This window comes from Erwinia sp. BNK-24-b, from assembly GCF_047456155.1.
GTDB lineage: Bacteria > Pseudomonadota > Gammaproteobacteria > Enterobacterales > Enterobacteriaceae > Erwinia > Erwinia phyllosphaerae.
The window spans coordinates 2250786-2267038 of sequence record NZ_CP179901.1; the positions used below are offsets into that span (position 1 = coordinate 2250786).

The window sequence follows — 16253 nt, forward strand, 5'->3', positions numbered from 1 at the left end:
TTTTAGCTTAGAACAGGCTCCGGCGGTTGCGCGGTAACAAATGTAAGGCAATCTGTTTGTCGACAACTTACGAAGGACTTGCACTGTTTTCCTGTGCCAGTAGTTGTTGCTGTCTGAGCAAATAGAACGCGGTCAGCGCATCCAGACGCTCTGCTATCTGTTGCAGCTGGGCCAGGGATCCTGCCTGTTGCAACAACTGCTCCGGCAGCGGCCCGGCGCTTTCCAGTTCGCGACGCAAAGTCCAGGAGATGCTTTTCAGTTCTGAAATGGTGAGATAACTTCCCTTTCGCTGTTCTGCGGCCAGAAGCTGCGCATCCAGCTCATCCAGCCTGGCGAGAACCCGACCGTAACCTGCCGTAGAAGGCAGGCTGGCCGCTCTCTCCTGTAACAATTGTTGCCACCGCTGGCTGGCTTCATTGTTTGGCCAGATCAGCGCCGGGCGCTGAACAAGCGCATTGTCCTGTAGCCCCTTCACGGGTTTATGCATTAGCGTAACGGTCAGCAACGTTATCGCTACGCCGCTGGCCGCACCGGCAAGAGACCAGACCAGGGCGTCACGTCGTCGTCGAGGCTTGCTGGCATCCTCTTTTATCGCTGGCTGTTCAGGTTGCACGGCTGGCGCGGCTTCCGCCGCAGGCCGCTGCCCTCGAATTTGCAGAAAGTAGTGAATGTTGCGCAAAGCATGGCGACAGCGGGCGTTGGCTTTCTCTGCCTGTGCCTGAAGCTGCGCAATATCCTGGGCAATCAGCTTAAGTTCGTCGCCTGCAACCTCGCTTTCCAGCGTGTAAATACGGGTAACGACATGGCTGTTAAACCACTCCAGCAGCAAGACACGCATGTCATCACCCGCAGGCCAGCAGCTTCTGCCGTCCGGCTCACTCCAGGCCCAGACCAGCAGAGATAAAGCCTGGGCCAGCCCTTGCCAGCCATGCTGCTGTAAATTAATCAGGCAAAACCAGCAGCCGCTTTGCAGGTCAAACCCGTAGTGGCGAAGATGCTGCTGGTACGTTTTTTCCAGCGCCTGCCAGTCTTTTTCGCCAGACGGGAGCCGATCCGGCGTATTCATTACCTCGCTTAGCGCCAGAAAAGCTCTGCTCCTTCGCGGATCGTTGCCGTTGATCCTTAACGTTTTTTTATTGAAAAGCTCATTCATCCTTGCCCCTTTTTGCACGCTTATTCAGGACCAGCCGCTGCCCGGAAACCGTTGCGCGAAGATGCAGGTCATCATCGCCTGCACTGAGCACCCGATCGGTGAGTAACGGCAACAGTTCTCTCGCCAGCACCGCATCAATGTCGCGCGCTCCGCTCTGCTGAACGTGGCAACGATCGGCCACATAGCTGATGACGCTACGGCTATAGCTCAGCGAGCGATGGCGGCGGGCACCGGCGAAGCGCTGGCAAAGTTTGCCCAGCTTAAGCTCAATAATCCGCTTCAGCGTTTCACCCTGTAATGGCAGGCAGGGAAGCAAAGTGAGTCGGCCCATCAGCGCAGGACGAAACACGCGTTCAAACTCAGGGCGAATAAGTCTGGTGAGCGCCACGCTATCCTGGTTATCCGGTGCGGCCATCAGCAGCTCGCTTCCCAGGTTGCTGGTTAAAATAATCAGCGTGTTACGGAAATTTATTTTTTGCCCTTCGCTGTCTTCAATCATGCCCTTATCAAAAATCTGATAAAACAGCTCCATGACGTCCGGATGGGCCTTTTCCGCTTCGTCCAGCAGCACCACGCTATAAGGCTGACGGCGCACCGCCTCGGTCAGTACGCCTCCCTGACCGTAGCCCACGTAACCCGGAGGCGATCCCTTGAGTCCTGCGACCGAATGCGCTTCCTGATATTCAGACATATTTATGGCGATCATATTGCTCCTGCCGCCATACAGCAGATCGGCCAGCGCCAGCGCCGTTTCTGTTTTCCCCACGCCTGACGGCCCGGCAAGCATAAATACGCCACAAGGTTTTTCCGGGTCGCCCAAATCGGCTTTACTAATACGGATCTGCTGCACGATGGACTCGATAACGTGCGATTGCCCGATAACGCGCTGTTCAAGCTGCGCCGTCAGGCAGTCGAGCTGTTGCGACGCTTTGCCGAGCATATTTTTGGCCGGGATCCCTGTCCAGCCGGTTATGATCTCCGCCACGCAAGGCGGATCGACCCGTTCGTACACCAGCGTGCTGTCCTGATGCATTGCCGTCAGCTGCTGGCGCAGGCTGCGTTTTTCTGTTTGATCTTCACAGGCGAGGATCTGCCTGACCAGCTCGTGCTGGTTTTGCCAGATGGGTGCCAGCGCGGCCAGATCTTGCCTTATTTGCGCCTCGTGTTCTGCAAGCTCATCAAGCCGCGTCGCGCTTTGCGGCTCGTCGGCGATACTCTGACGTTCCAGCGCGATGTTGTGCAGCAGGGTATTAAGATTTTCAATTTCCGGCGGTTGATGGCACTGCGATAGCGACACTCTGGCGCAGGCCGTATCCAGCAGGCTTATAGCCTTGTCGGGAAGCTGCCTTCCGGTGATATAACGCTGCGACAGCTCTACCGCCGCGACAATAGCGCTGTCCGGTATCGGTACGCCGTGATGCTGGCTGATGCGGCCCGCCAGAGAACGCAACATGGTGATGGCCGTTGGCGTATCCGGCTCTTCAACCTGAATACGCTGAAAACGCCGCGCCAGCGCGGCATCTTTTTCAAAGTACTTTTTATATTCAGCCCACGTGGTGGCCCCAATCAGACGAATTTCGCCACGCGCCAGCGCCGGTTTTAACAGGTTGGCCGCATCATTCTGTCCAGCCTGCCCGCCCGCACCAATCAGCATGTGGGCTTCATCGACAAATAAAATAACCGGTGAAGCATAAGCCCTTACTTCTTTCAGTACGGCCTGCAGGCGCTTTTCAAATTCGCCCTTCACGCTGGCACCCGCCTGCAGTAACGTTAAGTCCAGCGCCAGTACCGCCATATTTTGCAGCCGTGGCGGCACATTGCCGCTAACGATAAGCTGGGCGAGGCCTTCTACCAGCGCGGTTTTACCGACGCCAGGATCGCCAACCAGTACCGGGTTATTCTGCCGACGACGCAACAGCACATCGGTCATCTGGCGAATTTCATATTCGCGCCCCGATACCGGATCGAGCTTTCCTTCACGCGCGCGCTCGGTAAGGTTGTGGGTATATTTTTTTAACGCCGTATTCTCCTGAGATGCATTGACGGCAATCTGACCGACGCCGGTGCTTTTCGCGGCGGCAGAGAGCAGCTCGTCGGCCAGCTCAGCATCGCATTGCAGGGCCGTGCTCATAGCCTGCGCCTGTGCAAAGGCATGATCGGATCTGTGGGCCAGCAGGCAGGCAATAAAAGCGGAGGCGGCAAGCCGCTCGTGCTGCCAGACAACGCTGGCATGCAGCCAGGCCATTTCCAGATAGTTAACTAATGAGAGCGAAAAAACCGGCCCGCTGGTGTTACCACGACGCTGCTGTTGCAGCGTAAGCTGCAGCGCGTCAACCAGCCGATCGCCGCGCAGTCCGGCTTTAAGGCAAAGCTCCTCGACCAGCACAGGCTGCGCCGCAAGGGTGCTAAGCAACAGATGTTCAATGCCGACCTCATGGTGGTTATGGCTAACGGCCAGGCTGACCGCAGCATCCAGACACTGGCGGCCATCGCTGGTAAGTAATTCGACAATTTTCTTCAGATAGTGACTCATGGTGTTTCCTGGCGAACAGAGGAGAAAGAGTGCTGGTGACAAGCTGCAATGGTCACCGGCAAAGCGGATAAATCTTCTTTTTGGTTTTCATCATCAAAAGTTTCTTGAGCAAGATCGTACCGATCGGTGACGTTGTCACGTAAAGCCTGCGCCGTTTCCTGCCATTGCTGCCAGAGATCTAATACTTCATCCAGCGGCCCGGCCTGGTAGCGCACCAGCACGGTATGAATGTTTTGCGCCCGTAAAAAATCGGCCTGCTCAGGAAAGTCATCGGCACTGTAGCTATGCTGCCCATTGGCGATAGCGTTTAAAAATTCCGGCCATGCGCCGTCGCCTTTATAGTGATAAGCAAGCTGAAAGCCGGGGAATTTGATAGTTTGCGTGACCCGCTGACAATGGCCGGGACGCCAGAGAAAAGTCGCCCGGTCGCTGAAATTCATACTGTCCAGCGACCATTGTCGATCGCCGCAGAAGAGCGTCAGCGTGGTGCCTGTCGGCATCAGACGTGCGCCGCCGGGAATAGTCGCCGGCAGGCTTTGTAACGTCAGTTCGGCCGAGCGGGCCTCCAGCGCCGCCTGTTCTTCTTTTAACACTTGCTGTTGTTCCCGCAGCCGCGACAGCCTTGCATCCAGCTGGAGAGACTGACGTTCAGGCAGCGCCAGCAGATCATCGGGTCGTAGCATTTCGTTGACTAACAGTAAAAACGAGGGGGTCAGCGGCACCTGCTGTTCTGCATAAGTCCCGCTTGTCACCCCGCGACTGTCGGCTACCAGCACCTCTTTCGCCGGGCCACGCATAAAGGCTGACAGGTAAAGCCGGGAACGGTCTTGCAGTTCATCGTACGACAAGCGCGACTTCAGCTTATCGAGCGGCCAAAGCACGGTTTTTTCCCACTGCTGCTGTAGCCAACAGCCGGTTTGCTGCATGGCATGCGCCACCAGCAGCCGCTCTTCCAGTGCATACAGAAGCCAGAACCTGTCGGTAGCCGGGTCAGCAATCAGGAGTTCTTTGCGCAAGTTGTTTTGCGGCAGGCGAAGCGCCCGCAATGGGTTTTCGGCCTTGTCTGTAGCACTCTAGAAAAGTCCTGCCGTCAGGAGTGTGTTTGCAGGCGCACCCAGCGCAGCAGACACGGCAAGCTGAGCGCTTTTGCGCCAGGCATGCCAGGCCTCCACTTGCGCAATGGAAATCCCTGGACTGGCTTGCGGTCCGGTGATCTTTTGACGCAGCTCGCTTTCCAGCAGGCTTTTCTGCCGCAGCCATTTTTGCAATTTCGCCGTGGTCTGCACCTTACTCAGCCGACGAAGCTGCCTCAGCCAGGGCGCGGCCTCCTGCGCGCTGATATCGCTAAGCTGCTGTTCTGCAAGGGTAACAAAGCGCAGCGCTGGCCCTTTTTCATCACCAATCGCCAGCAGGATATCTGTCCATTGCCCGGCGCTATAAAAAGGGATTGCCTGTCGGGACAGCTCAACCATAAATTTCTGCCAGGCCGCCTGTCTCAGCGCGTTATAGTGCTGTTCAAACTTGTCCAGCGCGGGAAGCCGTTCACCCGCCGCCATGCGGATTTGCTCCAGCCAGGCCTGCAGCTGCTGGCGTCCCTGCACTGTCCAGCTACTTTCAATAACTATCGCATTCGTAGTTGCGGGTAAAAAATCCGCCAGGCGAATAGCCGGTAGCTCAGCGACGGGAGCAAGCAGCCACTGCCATTGCGGATCGCGATTAACCAACAGCTGCAACAGCTGACGCAGATGCTGAAGCTGCGCGGCGCCCTGTGGCCCGTTCAGTAAAGCACGCTGTACAATAAGGCTATGTGTGGGTGAGAGCGGACCAGAGCTTGCAAACATCGTCAGCGAAGGTAAAACCGGCGCAAGAGAAGCCAGCGGAGCGTTGTTACGCATCGCTTGTTTGCTGGCTATCGCCTCAGCCAGCGCGATAATCAGCTTGCGCTGTTGTTCGGCACTGGCTTTGTCAAACAAGGACGTGTACTGCTCTGTCGCTTCGTTAATATCAATGGGCCGTACAGCAGCGGCAACCACAAGCTTTTCTGCAAGACGCTGCTGATGATGGCTGAGCACCATACGGAACGGCAAATAGCGGAAACGATCGGCACTGGCCTCGATGCGCAAAAGTTGGCTAACGTCATCCTTCAGGCTGTTGCTGTCGCCAGTAATCAGCTGTAGCGTACTGCCAGCGCTGGCCAGTAACAGTGTCAGCACCAAAGCGGTAGCGGCCAGGCCTCCCCAGCGGGCATAGCGTCGGTAGTAACCGCTGTATACCGGCTCCCGCTGCTGGCTTAATTCAGGTATCAGCGTCAGCAGTTCATCCATAAAGTAACCGCGCAGGCGGTTTGGGCCGTCCGGCAGCGCGGCGGTAAACCAGATTCCTGCCAGCTGCCCTGACGCTGAGAAGGAGTCCGTGGCGCAAAGCGTGGCGACATAACGCTGCACGGGCTGCTGCAGGCGCATCATTTCCTCAGGAAACGCCAGCAGATCGGGCAGGCTTTCATCGGCAACCTGCCCCGACAAGTGACCGAGACGCGCTCTGTCCAGCCCCTCTTTAAGCGGCAGAAACAGCGAATCCAGCAGGCCCGGGTCTTTCTCGTCTGGCAGCGGTGACTGCCGCCAGTGGCGTCCCAACGCCTGCTGTTGCTGTAGCGTAGAAAGTTTTTTTACCCATGAGCTAAAACCAGCAAGCCCATCGCAACCAGTCACGATCACATAAACCGGCAGTCTCCTTTGTAACTTTTTCAATAGCGGTGCCAGCTGCATCCGTACCAGCTGGGCCAGCCTTTCCGGCTGCGGCTCGCCGCAGAACAGCTCCCCGGCGGAAACCGTCACGACGATACCGGCGGGCGTAGGTGCCGAACGAAGCCAATCCACCAGGCGCGGCCAGCTGGTCGCTAACGGATTGCCAGCAATCAGAAAGCGGCTGGATAGCTCCAGAAAAGCCGCGTGACGAAAGTGCCACCATCGCACCGTGCGCGTGGGCAGCACGTTGTTTTCGAGGTTGTCCAGACACTGCGCCATGCCGGCGTGGGTCATCAGCGTTGATTTACCGCTGGCGGAGCCGGTTAATATCAGCCAGGGAAGCTGTTTTTTCTTATAAACCCGCTTTACCAGGTGCAGGCCTTTCTTCCACTGCCCAAACAGCAGGTGTTCCGTGCGGGTAAACGCGTGCCGGGGCAGTAGCTTACCGAGCAATTTTTTTTCATTAACAACCGTTAGCGCTGCTCGAATTAAAAAGAACAGGCAAAGGATCACAATAAAGAAAAGCCAGAGCAACGCTGCTTTAAGCAGGCCCTTTCCAGACCAGAGCGCAAAATAAAAGCAAAGAGAAAAAAGCAGGCACAGAAAAAAAGCCCACGCTAATAAACAGAGTGCTTTTTTCAAAAGATCAGACTCCCTTCAACAGATATAAGCCTGACATCACCATTATCAGGTAAATAAAAATAACGCTGCCCGCGAGAACGGGCTTGTTCAGAAAAAAAGCATAACGCGTCAGGCGTGACTCACCTTCGCTGGCGGTAACATTTATCAGTCGGGTTGCGCCGGCGTCTTGCCACTCCTCAGGAAAACAGTCACACTCTGCCGCAATGCGCTGTTGCAACAGGTTTTTATCTTGCCAGGCATAGATGCCTTTAAACCCCAGCAACAGGCAAAAAAGATAAACCTGGCGCAGCGGCCAGTTTTTTTTATTGATTTTTTCAAGGCGGGAAAAAAACTCACTGCCGCCAATGGCCGTATCAAATAATCGCGTTTGCAGAAGATTCCTTCGCCAGCTGTCAATCCATTCTGGCGATGACTGCAATACCAGCTCATCAAACCAAACCACCACGGCAAAACAGGCACTGCGGCAATCACCCTGAGCAAAATATTGCTCAGCCGCAGCCATGGAGCGGGAAATATCCGTCATTATCTGCTGCTGGAAAAGAGTAAATTCAGGATGTTTTTCCGGCGCTAATTTAAAACTTACGCCCGTTTTAAAAACCGGCAAATAGTAGTTCAGTAACGATTTCATTCGCCCTCCATACAGACAAGCTGTACCAGCAAATCATCAGGCATATCGGGGGAGTAAAAGGCGATGCTGCGGTTCGTTTCGACCTGCTGCCAGAGTTCGCCATCGCGCCGGATAAAATAGCAGGCGGTATCGTTACGGTTTGGCACGCCATGAGGGATTTCCGCGCAGCGCGTAATCGGAATACCCGGTAGCGCATGCTGGATGAGATCGTCAATGGCTTCTCGTGCAGCAAGCTTGAAATTGCCCGTCTGGCTGAATCGTTTATCATCAAAAGCAATCTGCGAGGATCGCAGCATCAGCAAAATTTGGCCTTTTTTACCTGCTGCGACCTCTTCCAGCGTGCTGCTGTAAATGCCTTTTTCGTGACCCAGCCTGATATAAGTGTTGTTTTCCAGTACCAGATCGTTGATCAGCGCAAGCAACGTCTGCCGCACGCGGCTGAAGCTATGACAAAGCTGATAGTGATCGTAGCGCAGCGCTGCGTGCTCTTCTCCCCGCCATTCTCCCAGGCAGGAGCAGCTGTCGCTGAAAGAAGAGAGATCGCCCGTCAGCTGGCAAAGCAGGTTGTAGATTTGCCACGGATGAACCTGCTGCGCCTCAATATAGTTTTTTAATATCGGCAGCGCCCGGTTCAGTGAACGGATGGCGAGCAGCTGGATTAGCTGATTACCGCTTTCACGGCGGCTATTGAGATGCGCGGTGCGCTTATACTCCTCCAGCTTTTTGGTGCGGGCGCTAATTTCAAAATAGAGTGAATCGATCAGGTAGGCGAGCGTGGGCGATCCGCGTAGCGTAACGGCCGGGGCCGAAAAGTCGGGATCGCAAATCACTTTTTCACCGTCGTGGCTGAGACGGATCAGCGGCAGATATTCGCAGTCCACCGCGCTCTCTTTTTCCGCATCCGTCAGCAGCTGCACGTTATAGCTCAGCCGGGTGACTGCCGCGTCGGGCGCGTGATCGTAAACATCCTTCATCATCGTGGCTTCGCCACCGCTCAGCCAGCGCGTACCGGCACGTTCGCCCTCCTTTCCCGGCAGGGTTACGTTGCGATGCACGGGATCAAAACGCTTCAGGGCCAGCCAGAAGGTCAGCGGCCGATCGCGATGTTGCCACAGGTCGCGGAAGTCCCTTTTTGCTATCTGACAGTTGCCCGGATACTGTAGATAATCGCCGCCAGGCATCAAAAACCGAAGATTATCAACGCTCAGGACGGCGTCTTCCAGCGCCACGCTATTTATAGCCACCTCGATAATCCCCACGTTATAGGGTCGGGCCAGCTGGTTGTAGCGGGCGTGCAGCCAGGCATTATGCAGGTCTAAGGACTGAAAATGCTGTGGCTGTAAATAAAGGCCTGAGTGCCAGTAAATTTGCTGCTGTTCCGGATACATTACTGCTCCTTGCCGTGGCCCGCCGGGCTGATTATTTCATTACGCAGAATGCTGCGGCTGCCCAACGTGACAGAAACGGTAAGCGGCAAGAGTTCGGCATGCTTCACTTTTTGCCACCAGCCCGTGGTGTAAATGCGCTCGGGAAGAGTAAAAGTGACGGCGTGCTGCCTGTTGGGAAACGGGTAATAGCCTGCGACCAGCGCAATATGTCGGGCGTTCATTACCCTGTCGATATGCAAGGTGGCGGTCTGGCCCGGCATCATGACGTAGCGGTCAATGTTCAGCAGAGCCTCACCGGCATCGGAGCCCATAAACAGCCCTTTCAGCGTGGCGGGGTTTTCCAGTACCTTATGTAAGGCTGGTTCATCTGCTGCTTGCAGAACCAGAACGGTACAGCTGGTGGCCAGCTCGTTAACCTTATTTAAATCGGGGCGAGCGTTTAGCTTTATCGTAATAGCACTGCTGGCAAAAACGGCGTCTGCGACCGGCGGCGTAGGCTCCGGCTTACTGGCACAGCCGGACAGCGCCAGCAGCAGTAAAAGGTTCAGCGGGAAGTTAATGCTCATTCTTTTTCCGGCCCGGTTAAAACGTTATGAATAGTTTGCAGCGTGCTGTCGTCCCGCAGCATCTCCTCTAACCATTCGGTCAGCGTCATATTTGCCCAGCGCGCCGCCCGCTCCATCAAAAAAGGAACGGGACTGGAAGGCTCCGTCTGGCGAAAAAAATGGGCGATGGTTAACATTTGTGTGATAGCAAGATCGCGAGACATTTTCTGGCTGGCAACGCTCCCGGCCAGCGGTACCGCGCGATTCTCTTCACCGCTGGCAGCCAGTACGTTCTGCTGCATGATGTCGTCAATGTCAGCGTCATCGGTAACGGGGGCAACATGCTTATAGAGTCGTCCCGTCAGCGCCTGTAACTCTTCAAGGATCTGGCACATGTGCGGCATGGCGGCGTGTTCCAGCCTGCCGACATGCTGATAACTGGCGATAAAATGGTGCAGCCCATCATCAAGCTGGTGAAGATCTGCATCCAGCGCGGCAATCTTTTCCGGCGAAAGCTGGCTTACCCACCGCTGGTAATTCTCCATCGTATAATCATCATCATCCTCCTCGTCACTTGCCTCTTTCAGCGTCATCAGATGCTCGTGGGCCAGGACCTTCTGCCAGTACTCGAGCGAGCTTTCTGGCTTTTCCAGCAGTGGTCTGGTGACCAGCATTTGCGCCAGCTGCCGGTCCAGCCGACTGAAAATAGCGTGGCGTATCGCCATGTTATCCTCGCTGTTTTCCGGCCAGCCGCTCTCCCAGTAGCCTTCGATAAAACGCGCTAAAAAGTAAAAGCCGCGCGCCGCACCGGCAATCCCGTTTTGTTGCGCCAGCCCTTCAACCAGCCAGCAGGCCACCTGCATATCCTTGCTGCTGTCGCGCAACACCTGGCTGCTGAGCCTGATAACTTTTGGCCAGTCCGCCTTACGCAAGGTGGTGCTCCACTCATCCTGCGGTAAATAATCGGGATCGCTTTCGCGCGCCTGGCGAATGTCTTCGTATACCTGCTCGTATTCAACATTTATCCCTGCCGGCGCACTGCCCGAAACGGGGGCCAACAGTAAATCCAAATCGTTATTCATTAGCGGTCCATCAGGAGATCAGTACGGTTGGGCAGCCAGCGACAATGGTGCCGCCGTGCGCACAGCTATCGCCCATGCGGGCTGCGGGTTTGCCACCGATAAGCACCTTAGCGCTTCCGGCAACAACGCTATCGGGCGGCCCAACGCAAACCGCGGCCGATCCCATACCCGCTGCCGGTACACCGCCTATCAGCACGGTCGGCGACGCCGGGGCGAGAATGGGCCCGCCGACGTGTGGAATGGGCGGGACGCCTGGCGTCATCATGGGGCAAACGTGCATATCGCCGACTCTGGCTGCAGGAAGTCCCATTACGCTACCTCCATGTTATAGCCACGGGAAAAAAGCAGTTTTGCCCCTGCAACCGGTGGATTATCTGCGGCAAGTGAAACGCTGAGTAGTTTGACTGCGGTGCACAACATTAGCGGCGCAAGGTGCTTTTCGGCATAGACCGGTTCGCATTCCGGTGGCGTCAGGCTGCCGTCCATCCAGAACAGCGCCAGGCCGATGGCGCCCAGAGGCGTCGCAAAACCTAACGATTCAGCCTGCTCAAAAATATGACGGCGAGCAGCATCATTGCGCTCCTTCAGCCAGCCGCGAATAGCGTTGACGCAGATCTGCTCTTCGCTATCTGCGCTATCCACAATAATGGGCAAGACTTTTTCGAGCAGCTCTTGTACAGGCACATTCTCAACCCAGTATGCCAGCGCATCTTCCCAGCGCCGGGCCGAAAGCAGCACGGCAATGTTTCCTTTAAAACCGGCCGCATGCTCAAGGAGAGCAAGCCCTCCGGGTGATATCATCGTCATCACGCTCTCCTTAACCAATCATGACCACGCCGCCTTTGACCTGAGTCATGCCGCTTCCTTTCACCGTGACCATAGCTCCCCCAAGCTCCGCCGTGCCTTTGCCTTCGATTTTGAGTACGGTGCCGCTCAGCGTAATGCCCGCGGGCGTAATAGATATCTTGTTACTGCCGACTTTTAACTCGATGGACTGCGTTGATTCAATCACGCAGCTTTTGTCTGCTTTAACGGTGCTGCCGCCGCCGCTAACGTTCAGACTATGATTGCCGCCGCTCAGGCTCTCTTTCTGGTTGCCTTTCACCTCCAGGCTGTAGTCCCCCTTCTCCAGCTTCAGGACCATCTTTCCTTGCTTGATCTCGGTCGAGAGATTCCCCTGTTCGAGCGTCAGCTGATGGTTTCCCTGACATAGCGTCAGGCTTTCATCGCCCTTGCTGATCTCCGTAGTACGGCCCGCACCGATAGTGTTTTTGACCTCGTTAGCGATTTCTGCGATCAGATCGTTTTTGATCTTTAACAGCAGATCTTTTTGCGAAACGATCAGCAGCTTTTCCTCACCTTTGCTGTCATCAAAGCGCAACTGATGTCCCTCTTCTGCATTGCCGTCCAGGGAACTACGTGAGATGAAGCCGGCCTGGTTTTTCTCCTGCGGTAGCGCCAGAGGCGGCTGGTTTTTGCCGTTGTAAACCGTGCCGGTCACCACCGGGTAATCCGGATTACCGTGTATAAAACCGATCAGCACTTCGCTGCCGATGCGCGGAATAAACAATGCCCCAAAGCCGCTGCCGCTCCAGGGCTGAGATACGCGAACCCAGCAGGAGCTGCTGTCGTCATAGTTGTTATCAGCGTCCCAGGGAAACTGAATTTTGATGCGGCCATATTTATCGGTATGAATCTCTTCTGCCGCCGGGCCCACCACGGTCGCGGTAAGCACGCCAGCGATTTGCGGCACGGGCGTCTGGCAAGGTGGACGCCAGGTCAGCGAGCTGTGAAAAACCGTGGCGTGACAGTGCAGTCTGTGGGTCTGGTTTTCCAGATTATTGCTGACCGACAGCCAAAGGCTGCTGATGTTGAATTCGCCGTTGACAGAGGGATGTCCGACCGGGGAGATTTTTTCACCGCAGCTCAGCCACCAGGCCTGAAGCTGGACTTCGCTGTGCTGGGTTTGCGCCTCAAGCTGTTCCATCTTCAAACGTGCGGCGGCCTGCAGCTCATCGCGTTTGCTCAAACCATGGGCATCAATAAAGCTGACGCCGTCAACGCCGTTTTTATTGCCCTGGCATTCGCCCTCTACCGCTTTTGCCTGCTCGACATTAAAAGATTTGTACTGTACACAAGCCGCCGTTAGCGACATTGCGCCTTTCCAGCTAAGGATACCGCCGTTATTCTCGCTCCCTGCGAGTTGATGCCAGGGCAATGCGGCGATGGCCGCGGCGTGATGGCCGGAGGGGTGATCGACCAGAATTAAGGTATGTTGGCTGGCCGTATGGCTGAAGAAGTAATAGATCCCTTCCGATTCCAGTAAGCGGCTGATAAAAGCAAAATCGGATTCACGATATTGAATACAATATTCGCGGGGCTGATAGCTTGCCTGCAGGCGTAGCTCAATATTTTTAATATTATTGCGGCGCAATATCTGGCAAACCAGGTCGGGCACGCTGATATGCTGAAACACGGCCAGATTACAGCCATGCTGCAGCAATGCTAAATGCGGCTGTAGCGTTGCGCTATACAAACAGGCCGCCTCATCATCGGTAACCATCGCCAGATCGGTAAGCACACCATGCAGATAACGGGTCTGGTTGCCTTCGCCGATCTGACAAGCCAGTTCGGTGCCTAAAAGCGCTTTAGTCTCTTCCAGCGACAAGGCGGAATAAAAACTGATTCGCCACTGATAAGGCGTTGCAAGCCGCTCTTCTCCTTCCGCAGAGAGAATGACCAGTGACTGTGCCTTAGCGCTGCAAAAGCGCAGAAAACGATCTTTTGCCATTAATGACATTTTTGCTCCTTTTCCTGCCAGGCAGGTAAGCGAATACGGTGATAGCCTGCGCCAGGCTGGCCCAGGCAGAGATCCCGTCCGAGTTGTCCGTTTCCCGGCCCGATGCTGTTTTGCCTTCCACCTTCAATCAGCACGTCGATAATAATTTTCAGTCCCGGACCGACGTAGTCCCGGATGCTCTGCCACAGACTGTTGTAGCGGTCACCTTCCGGTAAAAACCTGTCCGCATCGCGTAGCGGTCCCAGCGTGACGGTGAAGCTGGCCGCCATATCCAGACACACCCTGCCGATCATCGGGGCCTGCCCCAGCGTTTGCTCAGGACGGCCCAGGCAGCAGCACTGCTCTGGCGACATTTCTTGCCAGCCACCGGTAAAAGGCGTCACGCTGACCGGCACGGCATAACGCGTGCTTAGCCAGTTTTCCAGATGAACCAGCGAACGCAGCGGATTAGCAAAAAAACCGGCAAAGGCCTCCTGCTGAAGCGTTGGCGCAGACTGCATAACGCCAGCCAGCCCGCGGATCGCTTCGCTTAACGGCAGCCGATCGCTGTTTTCGTAGCTCGCGCAAAAGTGATATTTCAGCCAGGCCTGATAACGCAGCTGGTACAGGCGGTTATTGAACATATCCAGGAAGGCTTTAGCCGCCGTGTCGCCGTAGCGGTAATAACGTCCGATCAGCCATTCGGTATAAACCGCAGGCAATGCGCCCAGCGCGCCAGTCAGTCCGTGAACCTGCACTTCAACCTGCCACAGACCATCCACTGTTTTCGTTATTGCGCCTGTTTCACCTTCCGGCGCATCCAGCGACAGCGGCGACGTAAACCAGAGGCGGCTTTTTAGTGCCGCCAGGCGTTGCGAACCTGCACCGGGAGAAAGCTGGCGTAACATCAGGCGCACCTGCTGGCAAAAGTGGTGCTTACATAAGACCTGGCTTAAATCCACGAAAGCCTCCCTGCACGTACGGGCCAGCAGCGCCGGAAATCTTCATGATGTTCGATAGTGGTAATGACTTTAGAAAAGCTATTGACCGGCGCGTAGAGAGCCAGGAAATGCTCAATAAAACGGCAAAACAGGAAATATCCCAGCTCATCCGCTGCCGCTCGGTAGAAAGTAACTTCGATTTCAATCCCACGGGCCAGCGATCGCGGATCGTGACTGATTAGCCGAGCCATCACCGGCGTAACTTCTATCTGCTTAATCAGGTCAATGAGCCGATCGTTATCGGGATTGGCACCGGCGCTGTAGAGCGACAGCGTTTCTTTCAGCACCGCTACGCCGTTTGGACCGCTGATCAGCATATGGTTGAGTGATAAATGTGAAATTAACCGCCAGCGCGAAGCCTGCTTTAACGGCCGGGGAACAGAAAGCGTAGGCCGGGTTAAGGCGACAATTTTAACTGCCGCCACCGGCAGTTCAGCATCAAAATCGCCCTGCGGATGTCCATTTTTCATGCTGGCGGGAATATCCTGGTCATAACAGGTTAATTCCAGCCCAATTAAATCGCTTTGCGGCGCAAGCGGACGCTCGCTGCGGTCGGAAAAGGCGATAAACATTGCCGAAGCTTCGCCTCTGTTCGTCAACGTCTGACGCTGGATGCTTTGCCAGAAAATGTCTGGTTCCCTGTCGCTGGCAGAACGATCCAGGCCATATAACGGTGCGATGCGTCGAGGCAGACTTTCATTGCCCTCTTTATGCATGGCGGAAACGTTATCGATTGACCACACGGCAACTTTATCGGCACAGCGTACATCGGGAATAACGGGATATTCAGCATTCTGTAGATGCGGAATAATCGGTTCAGCACGCAAGGAGAAAAGGTTGACGGCTGGCGTACAGTGCAGGCGGAAAAAGGTTTTATCGATAGCGGGCGCAATGTTTTCTGGCTTGTGGCGCATCGCGTCCTGGCGAAAGCGAAATGACAGCGTTATCGTTTCCTGATTGCCGGCAGAGAAACCAGAGGGTAACCTGAAATCCAGAAAATGAAATTTTTGCGGATATAAAAAATAGTCCTGCAATAATGTATAAACCGGTGAAATGCCCGGATCGGCTTCAAGAATACCCTCGCCTTTTTGAAAACCCACGGGCTGAATATCCGCCGCGCCAAGTGGAAAATAACGCTCAGCACACAGCAAAGAAAAATGCTCTACGCCATCGCACAGCAGACTATAAAGAAGGCTGACGGCCATATTGCCGCCATGCAAAAAAAGACGAAAAGAGGATGCGTTAAAAGTTGCGCCGGGCCAGACTTTAAGACGCAGCGTCAGATGCCACTGCATAGTATGGGTATCATACTGTAACGCCGCCGCTTCGGTCGTTAGCGGTTGCAGCATAACGGGATATAACGTTTTAAAACGACAGGTGTGGCCGCTCGTATCACGTGAATACAACAGGGTTCCGGCGGCTAGCTCGCTACCGGTTTTCAGACCGCTGGTTTTGCTGTCCGCGTTCATTTGCACAATACAGACAGACGGCCAGGGACGAAGAAACTGCGGAGCCAGGGCGGTTAAAAGCGCTTCCGTTACCTCCGGCATATCCTCATCCAGCTTCTGCTGAATTTGCGCGGTCACTAACGCAAAAGATTCAATGATGCGTTCAACGTGAGGATCTTCAGAATAGCCGCCGGACAAACCAAGCCTGCGCGCAATCTTCGGAAAATGGCTGGCAAAGCGTTCACCATATTTGCGCAGATAGCTCAGTTCGTTTTGATAATACGAAAGCAGTTTTTTCGCCAGCATCTTT

Annotated in this window: 13 protein-coding genes; all 13 read right to left on the reverse strand. The window is 55.1% G+C overall.

The window, feature by feature from the left end; translation table 11 throughout:
* Positions 1–67 precede the first annotated feature (67 nt).
* Complete coding sequence (locus ACMGGR_RS10050) at positions 68–1153, reverse strand: VasL domain-containing protein (RefSeq protein WP_414148811.1); 1086 nt, start codon at positions 1151–1153, stop codon at positions 68–70.
* Positions 1146–3686, reverse strand: coding sequence for a type VI secretion system ATPase TssH (tssH, locus tag ACMGGR_RS10055; RefSeq protein ID WP_414148812.1), 2541 nt, complete (start codon positions 3684–3686; stop codon positions 1146–1148). Before tssH ends, ACMGGR_RS10050 begins: the two co-directional genes overlap by 8 nt.
* Positions 3683–4702 (reverse strand): hypothetical protein, encoded by a 1020-nt coding sequence (locus tag ACMGGR_RS10060; protein ID WP_414148813.1) that lies wholly within the window; start codon positions 4700–4702, stop codon positions 3683–3685. The genes tssH and ACMGGR_RS10060 overlap by 4 nt, the downstream gene beginning before the upstream one ends.
* A 57-nt stretch (positions 4703–4759) precedes the next feature.
* Positions 4760–6883 carry a type VI secretion protein IcmF/TssM N-terminal domain-containing protein gene (locus ACMGGR_RS10065; RefSeq protein WP_414148814.1) on the reverse strand — a complete coding sequence of 708 codons (2124 nt, stop codon included), beginning with the start codon at positions 6881–6883 and terminating at the stop codon, positions 4760–4762.
* A gap of 193 nt (positions 6884–7076) precedes the next feature.
* A complete protein-coding gene (locus ACMGGR_RS10070; protein ID WP_414148815.1) occupies positions 7077–7700 on the reverse strand; it encodes a DotU family type IV/VI secretion system protein in 624 nt (207 codons plus the stop codon).
* Positions 7697–9088, reverse strand: a complete 1392-nt coding sequence (gene tssK, locus ACMGGR_RS10075) for a type VI secretion system baseplate subunit TssK (protein WP_414148816.1) — start codon at positions 9086–9088, stop codon at positions 7697–7699. Before tssK ends, ACMGGR_RS10070 begins: the two co-directional genes overlap by 4 nt.
* Positions 9088–9654, reverse strand: coding sequence for a type VI secretion system lipoprotein TssJ (gene tssJ, locus ACMGGR_RS10080; RefSeq protein WP_414148817.1), 567 nt, complete (start codon positions 9652–9654; stop codon positions 9088–9090). The genes tssK and tssJ overlap by 1 nt, the downstream gene beginning before the upstream one ends.
* On the reverse strand, positions 9651–10715 hold the full coding sequence (gene tssA, locus ACMGGR_RS10085; protein WP_414148818.1) for a type VI secretion system protein TssA: 1065 nt from the start codon (positions 10713–10715) through the stop codon (positions 9651–9653). The genes tssJ and tssA overlap by 4 nt, the downstream gene beginning before the upstream one ends.
* Before the next feature lie 10 nt (positions 10716–10725).
* Positions 10726–11025 (reverse strand): PAAR domain-containing protein, encoded by a 300-nt coding sequence (locus ACMGGR_RS10090; RefSeq protein ID WP_414148819.1) that lies wholly within the window; start codon positions 11023–11025, stop codon positions 10726–10728.
* Positions 11025–11522, reverse strand: coding sequence for a DUF6931 family protein (locus ACMGGR_RS10095; protein ID WP_414148820.1), 498 nt, complete (start codon positions 11520–11522; stop codon positions 11025–11027). The genes ACMGGR_RS10090 and ACMGGR_RS10095 overlap by 1 nt, the downstream gene beginning before the upstream one ends.
* Positions 11523–11532: 10 nt before the next feature.
* Positions 11533–13515: a type VI secretion system Vgr family protein gene (locus tag ACMGGR_RS10100; protein ID WP_414148821.1), complete on the reverse strand. Its 1983-nt coding sequence runs from the start codon at positions 13513–13515 to the stop codon at positions 11533–11535.
* Positions 13506–14456 carry a type VI secretion system baseplate subunit TssG gene (gene tssG, locus ACMGGR_RS10105; RefSeq protein ID WP_414148822.1) on the reverse strand — a complete coding sequence of 317 codons (951 nt, stop codon included), beginning with the start codon at positions 14454–14456 and terminating at the stop codon, positions 13506–13508. Before tssG ends, ACMGGR_RS10100 begins: the two co-directional genes overlap by 10 nt.
* The gene (gene tssF, locus ACMGGR_RS10110; protein ID WP_414148823.1) at positions 14447–16249 is read right to left on the reverse strand and encodes a type VI secretion system baseplate subunit TssF; all 1803 of its coding nucleotides are present in this window, start codon (positions 16247–16249) and stop codon (positions 14447–14449) included. The genes tssG and tssF overlap by 10 nt, the downstream gene beginning before the upstream one ends.
* Positions 16250–16253: the final 4 nt, after the last annotated feature.